The sequence below is a fragment of the Desemzia incerta genome (assembly GCF_900115825.1).
GTDB lineage: Bacteria > Bacillota > Bacilli > Lactobacillales > Carnobacteriaceae > Desemzia > Desemzia incerta.
In genome coordinates this window covers 146,347-166,591 of record NZ_FOXW01000003.1, presented here as the reverse complement: position 1 = coordinate 166,591, position 20,245 = coordinate 146,347, and the positions used below count along the sequence as shown (strand labels likewise).

Genomic DNA, 20,245 nt, shown 5'->3' with positions numbered 1-20,245 from the left:
GTAACCGTTATGGAAGAGAAGAAGCCTGTCATAGGGTATGTACATTCAAATGAAAGCTTTGGTTCGGTAGATGGACCGGGAATTCGTTTTGTTTCATTTATGCAAGGCTGTCGGATGAGGTGCGAGTTTTGCCATAACCCGGATACCTGGAACATCGGCGGAGGTACACCTTATACACCTGAGGAATTGCTTAAAGAAGCTTTGCAATATCAAGACTATTGGGGGCAAAGAGGCGGTATTACAGTGAGTGGTGGAGAACCTTTGCTGCATATTGATTTTTTGATTGAATATTTCAAGTTGGCTAAAGCAGAAGGGGTGCATACCACATTAGATACTTGCGGCCAGCCTTTCACTTATGACGAACCTTTTTTCAGCCGATTTGAAGAATTGATGGTGTATACGGATCTATTGCTATTTGATGTAAAGCACATTGATGATGAAAAACATAAAAAATTGACGATGCATTCTAACGTTAATATCTTGAATATGGCTCGTTATTTGTCAGAGATTGAAAAACCTGTATGGATCAGACACGTGCTGGTTCCTGAACGTTCAGATTTCGATGAAGATTTGATTCGACTAGACCAATTTATAAAATCATTAAAAAATGTAGTGAAAGTCGAGATTCTTCCTTACCATAAATTAGGCGCATACAAGTATGCTGCATTGAACATACCGTACAAATTAGACGGGATAGAACCGCCTACAGCAGAAAGAATTGAAAATGCTAATCGGCTTTTGCATGTAGACGATTACAAATTGTACCAATTTGTTCAATAATCCCTAAATTATTGATGAAAAGAGCATGAATTTGATTGCTCTTTTTTATATAGCTGTTTATGATAAAGGGGTTACAGACGCAAAAGGAAGTGAAGGAAAACTTAATGAACTTAGGAGATAAAAGTATTTTTTCCGGCAAGACATTAGATTATTTTTCTGAGTTGACGGAAACAATGAATTATACGCAAACAGCACAAAAATTAGGCATTTCTCAACCTGCCTTGACCCAGAGAATCAAAAAGTTCGAACACGCTATAGGCGCTCCATTGTTCTATTTCAAAGGCAAAGAAATGCGTTTGACTGAAGCCGGAGAAAGTATGGCACGAGCAACCCAATCTGTGCAAACGATATTTAAGAATGCTTTAGACGAAATAAATTCTATCGAAAGAGAAGAATCGGGTCACCTAAAAGTAGGGGTATTGCCCTCCATAGGGGATGAAATCTTTGTGGAGTTCCTTGCTTATTATCACTGGAAAAATTCTCGTGGAAAAGTTTCTTTGAGTATTGTCCCTAGAGAAGAATTATGGGAGCAATTAGAGAAGAATCAACTAGACCTGGCAATCTTATGCCTTCCGGATCAGATTATAAAAAATTGGAACCGGTATGCATCTAAACTGATTGCCAAAGAGGAATTGTTTCTTATCCACCAAAATGATTCTTGGAGCGATAAATCATCGATAAACTTAAAAGAAACGTTACAGAACAAGTGGGTATTTTACCCAAATAAATTTTACATAAATGGCACTTTAAAGGCCAGTTTCGTTTATCAGAACCTTAATTTCCCGGAGATATCCGGTTATTTTTCGTCTCCTAGACAGCTCCAACTGTTCAGCCAGCGATCAGGACACTATACTGCTTTGCCTAAGTCATACATAGACGCTAATCCATTAGCCAAAAACCAGTATATGTTGCCGTTTGATCCGCCTATTACATATAATCTAGCCTTTGTCTTTAAAAAAGATAAAGCTCATTTGGACAGGATGAAGAATTTTTTCCTTTATTTTGATAAATTTTCTAAAGAAAAAGAGTCTGCCTCTAGACTAAAAAGCTAATTTGTTCTACTATAAAAGGTGAGAATCAAAATAAAGGAGTGTCACAATAAAATGAGCAAAATTTTAGTCTTTGGACATAAAAACCCGGATACAGACGCAATAGCATCTGCTATTTCATTTTCTTATTTGCAAAATGAGCTGGGTAAAGAAACAGAAGCAGTAGCCTTAGGGGAAATTGGAGAAGAAACTGCTTATGCCTTAAATTACTTTGGTGTGGAAGCTCCTAGAGTGATCGAAACAGCAGCAAATGAAACAAATACGGTATACTTAGTAGACCACAACGAAGCACAACAAAGTGTTTCAGATATCAAAGAAGTAGAGATTGCGTCTGTTGTAGATCATCACCGTATTTCGAACATTGATACAGCGAACCCGCTTTATTACCGTGCGGAACCGGTTGGGTGTACAGCAACGATTATCTTGAAAATCTTTAAAGAAAATAACGTAACAATTCCTAAACACATTGCTGGTATCATGTTGTCTGCAATCGTTTCAGATACGTTGTTATTTAAATCACCAACGTCTACACCTGAAGATGAAGCAGCTGCTAAAGAATTAGCAGGTATCGCTGAAGTTGATTTAGATGTTTATGGACTGGATATGTTAAAAGCCGGAACAAACATGGGCACTAAGACTGCTGAAGAAATGATCGATATGGACGCTAAGAGTTTCCCAATGGGTGACAAAAACGTACGTATCGCACAAATCAATGTAGTTGATATCGAAGATGTATTTGCTAAACAAAGCGAATTGGAAAAAGCTATCCAAGAAGCGAATTTAGAAAACAACTACGATTTATTCATTCTTGTAGTAACAAACATCCTAGACAGTGATTCAATGGTGTTAGCATTAGGAAATCCAATCATTGCTGTTGAAGATGCTTTCGGCGTGAAATTAGAAAACAACAAAGCTTTGTTAAAAGGTGTAGTATCACGTAAGAAACAAGTGGTTCCACAATTAACTGAAGCCTTAACAAAATAAGCAAATAAAAAACCAATCGTTATTTATAGCGGTTGGTTTTTTATTTGCTTAAGAATCATTTCACGGACAAGTGTATGCAAATGAAGTTGAAATGAGCTTAAAAACGTCCTGAGAACACAGAATCAAAACTGAAACAAATCATCAGCAAAATAGGATTCATAATAAGAACGAAATTAATCGGATCAGCCAAGAAAACTTCAAACAGTAAAATACGTGAGTTTAAAAAATAATAACAAACAGTTAGTTGATTATTAAAAATTGAACTGATTAAAGAAAGCATTTTAGATCATTAGATAGTCAGTCAGAATAAAAACAAAATCAATAGCCAGTTAGAATTTAAATTAGTGCAGATACTAAAAACAAGCAAAAGAAAAATAATTTTCTAACAGCAAGTATGAAAAAGAACTAAAAGACCAAAAAAGAGCAAAATTTTAAAGTTATCTTGTGGAATCGACTCTAGAAACTACTTTGTATAATATATATTATGTAAACTAGGAAAAAGGTGAATTCAGGTGCTTGATCTACAAGTCCTCAATTAGCTTTCTTCTCTCTCTTTTAACCTTTAAATAAATTATTTTAGTGTTATATAGTTCAGTTAGATAAAATTCAGCTATTTTTACATTTTTTCTAAGTTTACATTTAGTTCGTCTAACTATTTTTTCCTAGTTAGGAATTTCTTGCGGGATTTAGTTTTTGTATTTAAAGCTTTGTTGCTAAATTATCATACTACGTTAGCTTCGAATAGTTTAGTTTTTTTTAATTGCTGAATAGAATTTCATCCAACTCATTGAACTAAGTATTAATCAGTTAGTATAAATTTATAAACCAAGTTATCCATTTACTTGTTAGATTTCATAAATTGCTTAGTAAACAGGATTTGTACAAACTTTACAAAAATAAGATTTTATTTAATCCTAATAGCTGTTTAGTATCTGTTTAATAGCAAGTTAAACATAATTGGATTTTTTTTGCTGCTGACAATTATTGTATTCATTTGCTGTGCAGCTTTAATTACACCAATACCTGAGAGCATGTGTTTATCAAGCGTTCTGACAGGTTCGTTTTATGGGTATTTCGTTCCTTTTTCTCTATTCATCATCTATTCACCCTATGCCCCAGCCCCCTCTTCCCTTGTAGAAAAGCTGTATTTTAGAGGTTTTAAAGGTCTATTTAAATTTGTGTGGAGTATGCAAAAAAGCTGTTTAAAGAACAAAAAACATTCTTTAAACAGCTTTTGACTTATTCTATTCGATGATTTCCGTGTGGAAGCATCTTTCCATATGATTCAGCATAGTTTCTCCTAGATCAGTAAAAGTAGCGACGCCTTTTTTATGAACAGTCGTTTTGAACCCTTCTGCGTCTGCTCCTCCTGTGGTTAAGAAGACACAGATGTCTGTTGTTACGCCTACGATATGAACTTTCTCTACGCCTGACTCTCTCAATTCATCTGCTAGTCCTGTTTGGAAGAACGCATTGTAGTTTGTTTTTGGCGAATAAATAACCTGTTCATGATCTTTATTTTCTTGAAACCATGTATCTAAGTCTCCATATAACTGTTGACCCTTGGTATTCACAACATTATGAGGCGGCCAAAGTTCAAAATGAGGATCATCTGGTTGGTGAGCATCCATTGAAACGACGACGATGTTTCCTTTTGATAAAAATTCTGTTGCTAATTGCTTGATATAAGGTACGATAACTTGTCCTGGTTTGCCGACGGTCAATGTTCCGTTATCGGCTACAAAGTCTTCACTCATATCTACGATCAATAAAGCTTCTTTTGGCATGTCTTTCCCTCCTTCAACTGATTTACGTTATTTATATATCTACTCTGCTTTAAAATCAATACAATTCTTTTACTGTGTCGAACAAATCTGATTCTTTTTCGATTTGAGTCTTATTACCGATAACGACAATTGTACTGTCTTCTAAGACTTCTTTCAGGTCCTTATGGAGCTCTGCTAATGCTGTTGAGTCAGCTGCTAAGATCTCTTCTTTCAAATGAACCAGCTCTTCTTTTGTAAGCCCTGTTTTCAAACGATTAAAAGCTGTTAAACCTTTACTGAACGCTGATTTAGGTTGTTCCATAGGACTGATAGTTCCAATAATATATTTCAGCAACTCACTATCGGAAAGTTCTATTTGCTCGATATAACCGGGTAAACCTTTATAAGCAGCCAATGTTTTGCGAATGTTAGGGTCGCGGTAAGAACTTAAAGCAAAGCTTCCATTTCGTTGATGGTTGTACATAGATCCGTAAGCACCGCCTTTGACTCGGATTTCGTTCCATAAATAGCTGTAACGAATAGTCGTCGCTAACACTTTGGCAGTACCTGTATAAGCAAATGAATCCATAGCATCTGAAGCAATGGCTACATAATTGACGTCTTGAGCGGTTACGAAAGCTTCATTTTGTTTGGTTCCGGGTTTAATAATCGCCGGATGCCCTAATGCAGCTTCTGGAAGGTCATTAAAGGCCGTTTGAAGGGCTTCTTTTACTTCTTCTGCTCGTTCTGCTTCTCCTACATACAAGACATGCAGACGGCGTTTATTTGACAATCGTTGCAACATTTCTCCAAGTTGTGTTTTTACTTTATCTGCTTTTCCTGATTGCAAGTCGCTAAGAACTTTTTTCAAAAAGTGGAATTGATCCATTCCGCTGACCATTTCATTCAATTTCGCAGAAGCTTTTACTTGGCTGAGTCCACGGTTAGCAGCTAACACGTGAGAACGCGACTGAATCATCCGCTCAAATTGAGAAATCAGTTGCTGAACCACTGTAGTGATCTCTGCTTCTTCTTCAAATTGTGTATGGCATAAGATTTCTTGCATCAATAAGACCAATTCATTTAAAGAAGATTCCAATGCTTTTCCTCTCAATACAAAGTACGGCTTCAACTCACCTGAAGTATCCTCGTGAATGGTGATATTCCCATATATTCCACCAGTATACAGATCCAATTGACGTTGTAAAGCAGCTGAATCATACGTTTTAGTCCCCAACTTACCAACTAACCGACTCAATAGGCTTAACCATACATAATCTTCAGTTTCCACGTCTTTGAGATCCACATACAAACTAATGTAGTCGATACCAGCTGTGAATTGTTCCGCTTGATAAAAGCTGGTTTCTGCGTAAAACGAGCTTTCAGTTAAAGGATAATCCTCTACATGCGTACTCAAATCTTCTTTCGTCAATGTAGGGATTTTCGCCAAATCTTCCGGTTTATCTGGTGTTTCTTGACGTTTGATCAATGATTGTGTTTGATCAACTAGTTCTTGAATCTCTTCTTCAGATAAACTGGCTTTATACTCTTGTAATTTTGCATGAGATTCAGCTTCTATCCGATCGCTTTTACCAGGTTCGGCTTTTAATACGACAGCTGTATGCAAAGAGTTCTCCAGCAACTTTTGTTTGATCAGTTTTTCAAAGTACCCTTCTCTTGCTAATTCTCCCAACTGTTCTAAATAAGTCGTAAATTGCAGATTCGCATAAGGAGTTTCTTCATACAACCAAGAACGATACGCATTGATTGCGTAGATCACTCCTCTTGGACTATCTTCTGATATAGCCGCTTCTTTCGTTTGAAATGCGATCTTATTCAATGCTGCATCAATCAGCTCAGGATCAATCCCTTCCGTTACCAACTGAGTCAATGTCTTTTCTACAATTTCTTTAAACTGAGGCATCTTAGACGCATCAGAATATTTAGCCGTCATCATAAAAGCTGTTGGATAACCAAAGTCAGCTGCTCCACCAGAGATATCTCCTCCTATCTCTGCATCCAATAAAGCTTTTTTAAGTGGAGATTGATTATGACCAAATAACAGTTCTTCTACTACTTCTAGACCAAATCGATCCAACACATCATCCGGTTCAGCAACATGCCAACCTAAAGCTAAATAATCTTTACCTGTCGGATCATCTCCTGTTGTGATTGAATAGGTACTCTCTACCAGCTCTTCTTCCGGCTTAGCCGCTTCAAAGGATAAATCAACCGCTTCTTCTACCTTCCCTGCCCCATCGAAGTAAGCTTCCAATGCAGCAAACGTTTCTTGTTCATCGATTTTTCCATATAACACTGTCAATGAATTGCTTGGGTGGTAATACGTTTGATGGAATTGAATGAACTCTTCCTGCGTCAAACTAGGAATTGCGTAAGGCTCTCCTCCTGATTCATGACGATAAATACTGTTCGGATACAACTGACGTGTCAATTGATGTTGAACTTGTCGATCTGGAGAAGCTGTTGCCCCTTTCATTTCATTATATACGACCCCTTTATAGATCAATTCCTCTTCTGCTGATTCTAAATGATAATGCCACCCTTCTTGAGCCAATATTTGCGGATTAGAGTAAAAGTTGGGTTTGAATACGGCATCCAAATACACACTCATTAAATGCATGAAATCTTTTTGGTTCGTTGAAGCCACTGGATAGATCGTTTTGTCTGAAAATGTCATTGCATTGACAAACGTATTCAATGAGCCTTTGATCAATTCCACAAAGGGTTCTTTTGACGGGTATTTCTGTGAACCGTTCAAAACAGAATGTTCAATGATATGAGCAATCCCATTATCATTATAAGGAGGTGTTTTAAAACCAATGGTAAAAGCTTTATTAGTATCTTCATTTTCTAAGTACAAGACTTGAGCACCCGTCTCTATGTGTTCATACAACTTTCCTACAGATTGAATATCCGGCAAGTCTTGAGTATCGATTTGTTTGAATGTCATAAAAAGCCTCTTTTCTTTTTTCATTTTATTACTTACTAGTAGTATACCATTGTTCTTGTTTTTGCTAAGAGGTTAAGGTATTTATTTACAAAAAAAGATTCGCTAAAATATGAATCTTGACGAATGATTCATTCTTTAGCGAATCTTTAGAAAATGATAAAATAGCTGATAACGATCAATAAGGTACTGAGCAATGTGCCCAATAAATAGTATTCTGCAAATTGAGGACTTTCCGAAATTTTATTGTAGCGGGCAATCGATTTAGCAGTCAATACAAAGCCGATGGCGGTAAATTGATTGGCTGACAGCATCAATAAAATAAAAATCCGTTCAAAGACTCCTATCAAAGCACCGGCATTCGGCAAGCCGTCTTCTTCAACGACTGCTTCATTTCTCGGTCGATAATGATTCAATACTTTTTTGATCGTGATGCTGCAAGGTTGCACTATCAGGAGTAAAATCAATACCCAAGACAAGACTACTGTGATATCTCCATTTAACAGCCTTAAAAAATGCGTTGTCTCTGGCAAATAGGTAATAGATAAGGAACTTTCCATGAGGTAAACTGTAACCCCTATAATGACAAGACCATGCAACAGTTGATCGACAAGATAAATGACAGCTTCTTGAATAGGCTTCAAGAGCCCTTTTTGCACGAGTAAAAATTTACTTCCATCAATAATCTGATGCCCGACAGAAATCAAAAAGGCTGGTAAGATAAGAGAACTTCCAAATACAGGCAAAGTCCCCCCAACCATTGAAATGAGGTACATTAAACTGTGCTGAAGCAATCGAGGGATAGAATGGTCTTTTTGCACAGCCAATGCAGCAGATTGAAAATAAAAGTCGCCCAGAAGATGTCCAATGAAAAACGTAAGTAATGTGCTGAAAATCAAGCCAGTTCCTCCTTATCTAGTTGGGCTAAAAACAAGCTCGCATCAGATAAAGCTGTCTTGTAAGTATAATATTTAGCCGCATTTAACGCTTTATTGACACTAGACTGCCCGATGTTTAAAGCATCTGCGGTTTTATATTGATTTTCGCCGTGTAAAAAATACGTATACATAATTTCTTTCTGGCGTTGGGTCCACTTTGATTTCAATGCCGTCCCTAAAGACAAGACTGCATTCAGTAGGTTATCTGTAGGTTGATACCCCGTTCCTGAACAAATCATAGTATTGGTTTCACTGGTAGCATATTTGGCTTCGTTGGCTTCGATCGTGTCGATCATTTGGCGTGCACGATGATAAGCTGCTCCATCCATTCCGGATGAGTTCTCTCGCTGGATAGGTGTACTGATCTCTCCTAGTCCAATGCCAAAACGAAACTCGACTGGAGACATAGCTAACTCGATCTCAAATAAAATCGTTAAAACCACTCGTTTGTTTTTAACGAGCCCTTGAAAACTGTCTCCCAATGTAATGACGAATTCAGCAGCAATATCCTCTGCATAAGTTTGATTGATGGATTGTAAAACAGAACGAAATCTCTCTTGAACTGCTTCTCGATTACTGAGTGTCCGGGAGTCTTTAATGTCTCCTATAACAGCTGCATAAGTCAGTAATTCGTTTTGCTGGTTCATAACCTCACTCCTTTTCCTCATTGTACCATATGATTCCCTTATACAGGAATCATAAAACGTTTATTAAATAGAGTAAAGCTTTTTTAACGGCAAAAAAAGCCCTAGAACAAGTTAGTTCTTGGGCCATTTAATAAGGGGGCTGATTTTAACGGATAGATTCAAATACTTCCGTCACTGTTTTAGACGGGTCGATTAACACGTACAAGTGTCCATTCTCACCCATGTGTGTAGATTGATGCTTGTTGTCTAGTCCATCAACGTCTTGTGCTTCATAAGGGAAATAGATTCGTTCTGATTGGATCATATCGGCTTCATTGCCAGTAGGATTTTTATATAAGATGTCCATCGTTTCAATATCAGAGTATTTTTTGATGCGTTCAAACATGCCCACTTCAAGGCTGCCTAAATTGATATTTTCAGAGTCTACGCGGTCAGCTTCTGGCAACAATTCGATTTTGAACGATTGGCACGGATGGATTTCTTGAAAGTCACTGCCGTTGATTCTGCCGTAAGACGTCGTAACTTGTTTGATCCATAAGTCCCCAATCACTTCGCGGTTGATGATTAGTGTATCGCCATTTCGGAAAAATAGTTGTAATGCCATCATTTCTTTTTGCATATTGAACACTCCTTCAAGTTGTTTGTTCATTACTTCACAACTTGATTTTAGCATCTTTTTGAATCCATATCAATACTTTTTTAGAGTATTTGTTTAAATTAGTGAAAAAGTTATCAATTTAGTTTACCATAATAAAATTATGTCAAACGAGAGACGGAAGATAGTTTCGCTGCTGGTATTATATATGACACTCTTTCATAATTACGTTCCCTTTTGACTTCTTCTTATAGAGAAATGGGAACGTAAAATCGATTTTCATTCCCTTTTAGGTAAAATCAGCACCAAAAAAGAAACACAAGTTTAATTTGCATTCCTTTTTTTGATCTGATAGTTGAATTAAGGGTACGTAAATCCACTTTTGATACATGACTCTTATCCTACCCTACTACCTGGATTTTTTACTGAATTGTATAGGATATCGAACTAAGCATTTTCAGCGGAAAAAGTTCCGATCGGCAATTGGTCATTGAGCAGCTCTCCATCTGGATCGACTTGCTCTTTTTGTTTCTTGCCGGATGTCCAGAATACCCATAAAATACCTATTGAAAGAACAGCGGCTGCTGCAAAAGTCATAGTCGTTAAGCCCATTCTTAATCCGATTGGTTCACTTAAGATATAAACCACTACTGCGTAAAGCATAAACGCTCCTGGCAATAACGTGACTAAATAGTTTTTTCCTTTAAGGTACAAGTAACGCGTGGAAACCAATAGAGAGATTACGGCTGTCACTTGATTTGCCCAGTTGAAGTATCTCCATAGAATATTGAAATCCATATTGGTTAAAATAAAGGAGATCAAATACAAAGGAATCGTGACCATCAAAATTCTTTTGATCGTATCTTGTTTGATGTTCAAGTAATCGGCTAATATCGTTCGTAAACTTCTGAATGCGGACAATCCTGAAGAAATCGGTAATACGATTACCCCAATAATGGCAATTGTCCCAAAAACATTTCCTAGCAGCATGATGGATACTTCGTTGACAACTAGTGAGGCTGTACCCGCATCAATCATTTGACTCAACGTTTGTCCATCAAATAAACTCATTGAAGCTGCTGCCCAGATCATCGCAATGACTCCTTCAGCAATCATCATACCGTAAAAAGTAAAACGTCCTTCTTTTTCATTCGTGCTGGTTCTAGAAACCATTGGTGCTTGAGTCGCATGGAATCCAGATAAGGCTCCACAAGAAATTGTAAAGAAAAGGGCTGGGAAAATCGCTAAACCACCTGGATGGAAATTTTGAATGGTATGGATGGTTAGATTTGGAATAGGACTGCCGCTGAATAATAAGCTGATTCCGATTGCGATCGTGCTAATGATCAATATCGCACCGAACCATGGGTATACTTTTCCTAAAGCCTTATCGATCGGCAAAATCGTAGAAATAATGTAATACACAAAGATCAATACCACAATAGCGCCTAATCCTAACCAATTTGGCGTGATGCTGTTGATCAAGTTGGCTGGCGAAGTAACAAATACCGTTCCTACTAGCATCAATAACAGCATAGTAAAAATGTTGACCACGTGTTTGACCGGTTTACCTAAGTATTTACTGGCCAATTCCGGCAGATGTGCTCCGTTATTTCTCAATGAAATCATGCCTAACATATAATCGTGAACAGCTCCTGCAAAAATACATCCGACAATGATCCAGATATAAGCTACCGGTCCATATAAAGCTCCCATAATCGGTCCAAAAATAGGACCTGTCCCTGCAATGTTCAATAATTCAATAATAGCGTTTTTTCCTTTTGACATAGGCACAAAGTCATACCCGTCTTTTAGAACTTCTGCAGGTGTTTTCCGACTAGGATCGATCGAAAAGTTTTTCTCGATAAATTTCCCATACGTAAAATATCCGATAATCAATAAAGCAATACCGCCTAATAATGTGATCATGTTCTTTCCTCCTTTTTTTTGTACACCCTTTCATTCCACAAGATAAGTGTACTCAATACTAAGAGGAAAATGCCTTTTTGTAGCTGAAATAGCAAAACTGCAAGCTGAGATGCACACTTGCAGTTCTAAGATTCACTCTATTAAGTCAATCCAATTTTTTCCTTGAATTCTTTCATATAGGACCGGCTTACAGGGACTTTCAATTGATTTGACATCGTCAGCTGAAAGGTGTGATTGAACCAAGGTTGAATTTCTTTTATTTTCGCGGTGTTGATCAAAAAAGAACGATGCACACGAAGAAAAAGCCCGTACATTGACAGTTGTTCTTCCCAAGTGTTCAATGTACCACTCAATGTGTAGTCTTTATTGTCCGTATAGAGACTGACTTCTCCATGTTGGACACTAACTGCAACGATAGAATCAACTTTTAATAAAAAGATTCGGTCTTCTACTTGGACAGGAATCGTTCCAACGTCAGGATGTTCAAAGACTCTTTCTTTTGCAGACGATTGCGTTGCTCTATGAGTTTGGGCGGCTTTTCTAACTGCTTGTTGAACACGCTCTAACGAAAAAGGTTTTAATACGTAATCTCGGGCGTTTAATTCAAAGGCTTGAAGAGCATATTCGTCATAAGCCGTAGCAAAGATGATAATAGGTGGATGTTCTAAGCGACTTAACTTGTCTGCCAACGTTAACCCGCTTTCTTCCGTCAAATGGATATCCAAAAAAATCAATTCTATTGGACCTTCGATCAAATGACCTACAGCTTCTTCAATAGTCTCGGCTTCTTTGATCGATGTGATTTCAGGACACTGTCTTAATAGATAGGTCAATTCGTTTCTAGCTAATGGTTCGTCATCTACGATCAATGTATGCATGTTTTCCCTCCTCCAATTCTCTTCGTTGAATTCTGCACGATACAGTGGTTCCTTGGGCTGTGGACTGAAACTGCAGTTTCGCCGATTCTCCAAAAAGTCCGATCAAGCGTTTATTTAGATTTTCCAATGCAGATCCGGAACCTTTTTCAGAAGGAATGATCTCTTTGCCCAGTTTATCAACTAGTGCAGGATCGATTCCTACCCCATTATCACTTACACTGATTTGGATTGTTTCTTCTTCTCCATGAACATCTACCCAAACGTGATTGCCTGTTTTACGGTGTTTAAACGCGTGTCTAAAAGCGTTCTCGACCAACACTTGAATCAAAAAAGGCGGTAACAAGGTTTGTTCCAGTTCTTTGTCGTAGTCGATCGTTAATTTATACCGCCCTGGGAAGCGAGCTTCCTCTAATGTTTGAAAAGCTTCTACTTGCTGCAGTTCTTTGGTTAAAGGAATCATATTGGTTCTTGCCCCGGTTAAATTGGATCGGAAAAAATTGCTCAACTGAATCAGGAGTGTTCGAGCTTTTTCGCTATCTATACGGATCAAGGCTGAGATCGTATTGATTGAATTGAAGAAAAAATGCGGATTGACTTGAGACTGCAAAGATTTTATCTCCGCATCTTGTAAGAGTTTGCTTTGTTCTTCTATTTCACCCAATTCGATTTGTTGAGAAAAGATATTGCCTAGTCCTTCTGCTAACTGACGTTCCACAAAAGTTAGTTTTGACGGATCCGTAAAATACAATTTTAACGTACCGACTGTTTTATTTTTTGACTGCAAAGGAATCACAATAGCCGCTGCTAAAGGACAGTCAGAACGATTGCAGCCGATTTCCTGGCGCGAATGCGCTTCTCTTAGTTTGCCCGAACTCAACACCTGCTTAGACAGATCCGTGATGATCTCGGTAGATGGAATATGGTGATCACTGGCTGCTCCGACATGAGCTAAAATTCGATCTTGATTGGTGATACTGACAGCGTCTACTTTCATCCATTCTTTAATGGTTTTTGCAGCTTTTTCACACGATTCTTCGTTTAACCCAGAACGGAAATAAGGCAGTGTCTGATTCGTTAATTGCAACACATCGTGCGTTTGGACAGCTTTTGTCTGTTCTTCCTGCTTTAAACTCGTGTCGATAATGGATAAGAAAACTGCTGTACCAATACTGTTGGTCAATAACATCGGCAAGGCGATAAAACGAACCAGCTCCCACGACTCGGCGAATGAACTGCCTAATAGTAAGATACACAGCATTTGAACCAACTCCATCAAAAAGCCGATTTTTATCCCGTCAACGGCAGATGGATAGTTTCCTTTTTTAACAAAGCGTCCACCGAAATGGCCTGAAAACAATCCGATCAATAAGGATGAAATAACGTAAATATGCACGTTTCCTCCTCCTTGGAAGTAGCGTACTACTGCAGATATCAGTCCTACAATCGTCCCAACGAGTGGGCCCCCGATCAATCCGGAGACACCGATCGTCAATACCCGTGTGTTCGCAAGAGCCGAGTCTGCAGATAATTGAGTGACAAATTGGTTCATGATCAGTTGATCTTTGTTGATCTCGACTCCTGTGTAATTTGAGATCAATGCAAACACACCAAAAACCATGATTAATTTGATTTTAACAGACAAATCTTTTCGGTTGGCTAAAGCTGTTTTGAAGTAAGAAATATTGATCAACAGGTAAGCTAATAAGATAATCAAACCGCTTCTTTCAAGCAGTAGGATAAATAATGACAGCATAAGCACTCCTCCAGTAAAGTAGACAAAAACTATTTTCTACTCTTAGTCTACACCATTTCCGAAAAAAATAATGGTATTTTTATGCATCAATTTATTAAAATCGGGAAAAACGATGGCTTTTATTAGAAACCTTTCCAAAAGATTGCAATCTTTTTAAGGATGATGTATAGTTTGTAACTGTTGATGAACTGAATATTATTCAATGTGATGTAGAGGTCGCGGTAATTAAGAGTAAGAGTATCTGAAAGGAATTATCGCCGAAGTGCTAATGTACTGGGGCTGCGCTGAATAAGCGTAGCACTGCCTAAGCAAATTGCCCAAATTTGCTATAGGAGCGCTCTTCATGTTGTGGGCAGAAGGTATAGTCTAGTACAAATAAAGCTATGGGCCCTTTTGCTCATAGCTTTTTTGTGTATTTTTTTTACTTTTTCTGCTGCCTCTTCAAAAGCATTTTAATGAATAGTATTGATTTCGATAAAATACTAGGAGGACTTATTATTATGTTGCAACAAAAAAAATCACGAATTCCACATACATTCGTGACACTACTTTCTTTTACGATCGTTATGGCGATCATGACATATGTTTTACCGGCCGGTCAATTTGAACGTGCTGAAGTTGACGGACGGACAGTGGTTATTCCTGATTCTTACACTATCGTTGAATCGAACCCACAAGGATTTTTTGATGTATTAAAATCCGTTCCAAAAGGAATGACGGAGACAGCTGACATCATTTTCTTCTTATTCATCGTAGGAGGAGCATTCCAATTGATCACAGATTCAGGTATGATCAGCTCTGGAATCAACTTATTGGTTAAAAGACTGCAAGGAAAAGAAAAATGGGTCATTCCGATTTTACTATTAGTCTTTGGTGTGTTGGGCTCTACAATGGGGCTTTCAGAAGAAACGATTGTATTTATCCCAATCGGTGTAGCCTTAGCATTGGCTCTAGGTTATGACGCCTTAGTCGGTGTATCGATTATTTCTTTAGGAGCAGCCATCGGATTTTTCGCCGGATTCATGAATCCTTTCTCTGTAGGAGTTGCTCAAGAAATTGCTGAATTGCCGTTGTTTTCTGGAGTCGGCTTTAGAATTATTATTCTTCTTTCTCTATGGGTAGCTACATCTGTATTCTTGATGCGTTACGCAGAGAAAGTAAAGAAAAATCCAGAAACAAGCTTGTTGTATGACCGCAAAGCAGGTACCCATGTGACTGCTGGAGGAATCGATTTTGAAAATCTTCCTGCTTTCACTAAAAGACATTTAGCTACATTGATTGTATTTATTGGCGGTTTTGCCATTATTGGTTACGGTGTATTCCAATACGGCTGGTTTATTGTCGAGATTGGTTCAGTTTTCCTTGGAATGGGTATTTTAACTGGATTGATTTCAAGAATGTCTCCAAGCGACATCGCAGAATCATTTGTCGTTGGAGCGAAAGAAATGGTCTTCGCTGGATTAGTTGTAGGGATCGCTCGTTCAATCTTAGTGGTTATGGAAGATGGATTGATCATTGACACATTGATCAACTATTTGTCTCATTTGATCAGTTCTCTACCGGATTCATTAGCAGTCGTTGGAATGTACATCACTCAAATCGTGATCAACTTCTTTATTCCGTCTGGAAGCGGACAAGCAGCAGCTACTATGCCAGTAATGATTCCATTAGCGGATACATTGGGTATTACACGTCAAACTGCTGTTTTAGCGTTCCAATTCGGTGATGGTTTTATGGATTCGATTATCCCAACTTCTGGTGTATTGATGGCTCAATTATCCATCGCTAAAGTATCTTATGATGTTTGGTTGAAATTCATTGGTAAATTGATGTTGATTTGGTTGGTTATGGGAATGATTTTCTTATTGATCGCGAACTACATTCAATACGGACCGTTCTAATTAAATGCAAATAAAAAAGAGTGAGGCTCAAAGGCCTCACTCTTTTTTATTTGCAAACAACTTATTTTCTTTGATCAAATGAATAAGCCGTTCGGTCAGTGAAGCTGTAAAGCCCCACAAATAATGATCACTTAAATTGTAAAAAGGAATCGTGCTTTTAGGTTTTCCGAAATTGTATTGTTTTCCATTTGGAATGCGGTCATAAGGAAAATCAGGTGGGTACTTCATCATTCCTAAGACCGTATAATGATCCGGTTCATTGTCTATAAAGTATTGGATCGGCACCGTATAAATTTCTTCCACTTCTTCATTCCAAATAATATCCAGCAAGTCTATCCCTTTGATTTCGGCTAATACTGAATGGATCACTCGGTTGTTTTGAACGATGTAATCCATTTCTCCTATGACATGAATTGATTCGATTGGGATCTGCAGCTCTTCAACAGTTTCACGAATCGCTGCTTCTTTAACTGTCTCATTCGGCTCAACTCTGCCGCCAGGAAAAGATGTGTCTCCTGGTTGGGAGATATGTTGGCTGCGCACCTCATACAACAAGTGCGGAATACCATCTACTTCAATGATAGGGATGAGTACGGCGTATTCTTTGGTTACGTATAACGGTTTTGGCTGGTATTGAGCGAAAAACGTTTCTATGTTGTCTATCAAATCATTCTTCCTTCCTTTCAGCAGATTTCTTTGAACTCTTTAAGAGATACCGCACAAAAGGACGATACATTAAGCGACCATTTACGCGTACGCTTTCAAATAAAGTCAAATACTCTAATTGGACGGGGATTGGATGCTCTAATGATGGGTTGAAAGAAATTTTGGCGCTTTCTTTCCATCCAATGTTTCGTCCTAGAGTGATGTGAGGTGTGTAAGGCTGTTTTTCAATAATAAACGATTTCTTTCTCATTACAGTATGCAACTGTTCATACAGTTGCAGCAATGGGTCGCTTGTTTTTGGACCGGCCCATAGAATCAAGCCTTTTTTCTTTTGAAATGCACCAAGTACCTCTACTGACAGATCAAAAGGGCTCGTTTCAGCTGCTGTTTCAGCGACTATCGTTCTTAACTGACCGATTTCTTTTGGATTGGCTTCACCAATGAATTGAAGGGTGAAATGAAAATTGTGTTTATCCGTGAAACGGCCTTTTTTTGCAGCAGGAATCATTTGCTGCTGCACATTAAAAAGAGCCTTTTTTGCTGTTTCGTCCAGTTCAAACCCAACAAAAACACGCATCCATTTTCACCCCCTGCGTCATGTCAGTCTTATGATTTCTTTCTTCTCCACCATTTTTTCTTCTCTTTAGGACTAGATACTTCAGTTGACGAAAGATCCTCTGTTTCAGTGGTTTCGACCGCTTGTTTTTTACTGGACTTCTTCAGTCTCTCTTCAAATTTTTCCCGCATCAATGTTTCAATATTAGCTAAGTCAGGGTACTTTCCATCTTTTTCTCCTTGAGCAATAATAGAAAGAACTTCAATATAACTCATGGCCAAAGCTGTCGTTATAATGGATGCTGTTGTCCCGCTGATGATACCTCCCGCAATCGTTCCAGCTCCGGGGATAAATTTGACCACATTGGATACGATATAACGTCCAGCGTAAGTAGCTCCGCTTGTTCCTCCAATGGCCGCCACTAAACTGGTGATCGTTGCTTTGTCCATGGAGATGCCGAATATTGCTGTGATATGCGCCAATAGACCCACTTGCATAGGAACAAGCAATGAGGCATCAGAAAATGGTATCGGCAAAAATCCGATCCCAAAAGAAGACACAATGTATTTTGTCGCCCATGTGCGAGCAGATTTGGCTTTAAGAGCGATATCTACTTGCTGGGCATTATTAAAAGCTTCTTTTGTTTCCTCAGGAATAATTTCAAGAGTCGTCAAGATCAATTCTTTTAATCCATAAGCCGGTATGGATAAATCCTCCATGATCATGAAATCTTCTGACATCACATTTAATACACTGACGACATTTAAATTTAAACTTTCTATATACGCTTTGAATTCTTTAGCAGGTTCACCGATAGATTGAGTCAAAACGATGATAACGGGTACTTTTTCGCTTAATTCTTGAATCATCTCTAATTCCATGTCTTCAATGCGAGACGAGCCTGCATTGATGCAATAGTAAGCGACATGAATGGCTTCTTTAGGTCCTTCTTCTTTCTTATTCTTAATGGTTTGGAACAATTCTTTTTTGATCCGCTTTTGCGTCTCTTCATTTAATTCCAATCCTTTTGTATCGTATAACACAATAGGAAGACCTTCTTTAGAGATTCGTCTCAAATGCTGTGTAACCGGTTTTCCAATTCCCGTAGCAGCTAACCGTTCTCTAAAGACGTTATTGATCAACGTGCTCTTTCCAACACCAGTCTTCCCTACCAGTAAAATATTGATAGGGTGCATATTCGCAACCTCTTCTTTTGTCTTATGCAGAATATCTTCTACTATATTGAAATCTGGCGGCTTCTTCATTGCTTTAACCTCCAACTCTTATTTGCAGTATCTTGATTGCTTCTAGTTTATCATACCGACTTGGTGATCCAAAGGAATCAAGCGTTGTTGTTTGGTAAAAGAAAAAGAGTCGAGACACACGGTCTCAACTCTTTTGACACACATTTAATTGTAAGGATTATCGGACAACTTTTCGACTTCAAGTGGTTGCCATCCTTGACCATCTACCCATTTCAATACTACACGATAAGTATCTGTTTGGTCTTTATTAGATACTGTTGTTTCTACTTGTTGGTCGCCGGCATTTCCGACCCACCATTCGATCATGTCATTTTCGCTTAAACCGGTTGCCACAGAAGTAGCTCTCTTGATCTCGATGCGGTCTTGCGATCCTTCAGAATAGTTGGTGACGTGTTCTCCGGTTTGCTCAGTACCTACTGGCTCCCACTCTCCTTCAACTGCTTCTTCGTCTTCATCCTCTGATTCATCCGACTCCGTTTCAGAAGATTCTTCACTATCCTGTGAAGAACTTGCTTCAGAGCTCTCTGAACTTTCTGAACTCTCAGACTCAGAACTGCTTTCTTCTTCACTACTTTGGGAACTTACTGAGCTGGATTCTGTTGAATTATCCAAAAATGAATTTTCATCATCATTTCCACCGCCGCCGAATAAGGTATAGGCTAGGAAAAGCAGACTCAAAATAAGAATAACGACTAAGACAATCGTAATATTTCGTGTAATAGCCTGTTCTTTCGTTTTAGATGAGCGGTTATTGTTTGCTCGTGTAGGTTTCTTAGGGTCTTTCATTCTTATCTCTCCATTCATTCTGATGATGCTGAAAAGTGATGCACTTTTCCTACAGATTAGTATACCATTGATGAGGATGACAAATCATTTCGAAAAGATTACTTTTAGATGACCGAGGAACAAGAAATTATTTTTTAACAGAACAAAGACGTTACTTAGTTTTCTTAGGAGCGACCCGTAACAACGGTTTAGCAATAATCGGCCCCAGAATTCCAGCAGCTACAGCTTCTGCTACACCATTTGTTAGAACGACTCCACCTAATACATACATCAGATTAGAGCTGTCCACGTTAATAGCTGCCGCATAATCATCTTTATAGAATAAATAAATGAAACTCAACACGACTATTGTGTTCGTTAAGGAAGCTAAGACAGCGGATAAAGCCATTCCGAAGGTTTGCTTGCCTTTTTTTCTAAACGTGTAAAATACCAGCCCAGCTACCAAACCAACTAATATACGAGGCAGTACAGAAATCAGCGGATTGGTAAAAATCAATGGATCTAGAGGTGTTTGAGGTGCTGCAAAAGCACGGATCAAACGAACAACTCCCCAGATTCCCCCAATGATCATGCCTTCTTTAGTCCCTAAAGATATAGCGGCTATAATAACTGTGATGTGAATGATCGTCGGATTCAGAGGCGGAATAGGGATATAGCCTAGAAACGGCACAAAACTTTGCAATAAAATAATAGCCGTAAAAATACCCAATACCGCAATACGATAAGCTTTGTTTTTTGTATTTTTCATGATGGTTTCCTTTCTTTTAACATCTTCTTCTCTCTA

Annotated in this window: 17 protein-coding genes and 1 riboswitch; of the genes, 4 read left to right on the top strand and 13 right to left on the bottom strand. The window is 38.3% G+C overall.

The window, feature by feature from the left end; all coding sequences use genetic code 11:
• Positions 1-9 precede the first annotated feature (9 nt).
• From pflA to BM137_RS04975, 3 genes are all read left to right on the top strand, one after another.
• Positions 10-780, top strand: a complete 771-nt coding sequence (pflA, locus tag BM137_RS04985; protein WP_092480063.1) for a pyruvate formate-lyase-activating protein — start codon at positions 10-12, stop codon at positions 778-780.
• A 104-nt stretch (positions 781-884) separates the two neighbouring features.
• A complete protein-coding gene (locus BM137_RS04980) occupies positions 885-1,832 on the top strand; it encodes a LysR family transcriptional regulator (RefSeq protein ID WP_177192498.1) in 948 nt (315 codons plus the stop codon).
• A 51-nt stretch (positions 1,833-1,883) separates the two neighbouring features.
• Positions 1,884-2,813 carry a manganese-dependent inorganic pyrophosphatase gene (locus BM137_RS04975; protein ID WP_092480061.1) on the top strand — a complete coding sequence of 310 codons (930 nt, stop codon included), beginning with the start codon at positions 1,884-1,886 and terminating at the stop codon, positions 2,811-2,813.
• Between the two features lie 1,244 nt (positions 2,814-4,057).
• On the opposite strand, the gene BM137_RS04970 is transcribed toward BM137_RS04975, so the two are convergent.
• From BM137_RS04970 to BM137_RS04935, 8 genes are all read right to left on the bottom strand, one after another.
• Positions 4,058-4,600 (bottom strand): cysteine hydrolase family protein, encoded by a 543-nt coding sequence (locus BM137_RS04970; protein WP_092480060.1) that lies wholly within the window; start codon positions 4,598-4,600, stop codon positions 4,058-4,060.
• Positions 4,601-4,655: 55 nt separating this feature from the next.
• On the bottom strand, positions 4,656-7,550 hold the full coding sequence (locus tag BM137_RS04965; RefSeq protein ID WP_092480059.1) for an insulinase family protein: 2,895 nt from the start codon (positions 7,548-7,550) through the stop codon (positions 4,656-4,658).
• 146 nt (positions 7,551-7,696) lie between these two features.
• Positions 7,697-8,446, bottom strand: coding sequence for a DUF3307 domain-containing protein (locus BM137_RS04960; RefSeq protein WP_092480058.1), 750 nt, complete (start codon positions 8,444-8,446; stop codon positions 7,697-7,699).
• A complete protein-coding gene (locus tag BM137_RS04955; protein ID WP_092480057.1) occupies positions 8,443-9,132 on the bottom strand; it encodes a SatD family protein in 690 nt (229 codons plus the stop codon). The genes BM137_RS04960 and BM137_RS04955 overlap by 4 nt, the downstream gene beginning before the upstream one ends.
• 145 nt (positions 9,133-9,277) lie before the next feature.
• Positions 9,278-9,751 (bottom strand): hypothetical protein, encoded by a 474-nt coding sequence (locus BM137_RS04950; protein WP_092480056.1) that lies wholly within the window; start codon positions 9,749-9,751, stop codon positions 9,278-9,280.
• A gap of 423 nt (positions 9,752-10,174) precedes the next feature.
• Positions 10,175-11,656 carry a carbon starvation CstA family protein gene (locus tag BM137_RS04945; protein WP_092480055.1) on the bottom strand — a complete coding sequence of 494 codons (1,482 nt, stop codon included), beginning with the start codon at positions 11,654-11,656 and terminating at the stop codon, positions 10,175-10,177.
• 140 nt (positions 11,657-11,796) lie between these two features.
• On the bottom strand, positions 11,797-12,534 hold the full coding sequence (locus BM137_RS04940) for a LytTR family transcriptional regulator DNA-binding domain-containing protein (RefSeq protein ID WP_092480054.1): 738 nt from the start codon (positions 12,532-12,534) through the stop codon (positions 11,797-11,799).
• Positions 12,512-14,287, bottom strand: coding sequence for a sensor histidine kinase (locus tag BM137_RS04935; protein ID WP_092480053.1), 1,776 nt, complete (start codon positions 14,285-14,287; stop codon positions 12,512-12,514). Before BM137_RS04935 ends, BM137_RS04940 begins: the two co-directional genes overlap by 23 nt.
• Before the next feature lie 202 nt (positions 14,288-14,489).
• Positions 14,490-14,635: riboswitch (Lysine riboswitch) on the top strand.
• 152 nt (positions 14,636-14,787) lie between these two features.
• Between BM137_RS04935 and BM137_RS04930 the strand changes: the two genes are divergently transcribed.
• Positions 14,788-16,188: a YfcC family protein gene (locus BM137_RS04930; RefSeq protein ID WP_092480052.1), complete on the top strand. Its 1,401-nt coding sequence runs from the start codon at positions 14,788-14,790 to the stop codon at positions 16,186-16,188.
• Between the two features lie 36 nt (positions 16,189-16,224).
• On the opposite strand, the gene BM137_RS04925 is transcribed toward BM137_RS04930, so the two are convergent.
• The 5 genes from BM137_RS04925 to BM137_RS04905 form a co-directional block, all read right to left on the bottom strand.
• Positions 16,225-16,854 (bottom strand): NUDIX hydrolase, encoded by a 630-nt coding sequence (locus BM137_RS04925; RefSeq protein ID WP_092480051.1) that lies wholly within the window; start codon positions 16,852-16,854, stop codon positions 16,225-16,227.
• Position 16,855: 1 nt separating this feature from the next.
• On the bottom strand, positions 16,856-17,431 hold the full coding sequence (gene thpR, locus BM137_RS04920) for an RNA 2',3'-cyclic phosphodiesterase (RefSeq protein ID WP_092480050.1): 576 nt from the start codon (positions 17,429-17,431) through the stop codon (positions 16,856-16,858).
• A 29-nt stretch (positions 17,432-17,460) separates the two neighbouring features.
• Positions 17,461-18,675 carry a YcjF family protein gene (locus BM137_RS04915; RefSeq protein ID WP_092480049.1) on the bottom strand — a complete coding sequence of 405 codons (1,215 nt, stop codon included), beginning with the start codon at positions 18,673-18,675 and terminating at the stop codon, positions 17,461-17,463.
• Between the two features lie 144 nt (positions 18,676-18,819).
• Complete coding sequence (locus BM137_RS04910; protein WP_092480048.1) at positions 18,820-19,461, bottom strand: YrrS family protein; 642 nt, start codon at positions 19,459-19,461, stop codon at positions 18,820-18,822.
• Positions 19,462-19,612: 151 nt separating this feature from the next.
• The gene (locus BM137_RS04905; RefSeq protein WP_092480047.1) at positions 19,613-20,209 is read right to left on the bottom strand and encodes an ECF transporter S component; all 597 of its coding nucleotides are present in this window, start codon (positions 20,207-20,209) and stop codon (positions 19,613-19,615) included.
• Positions 20,210-20,245 lie beyond the last annotated feature (36 nt).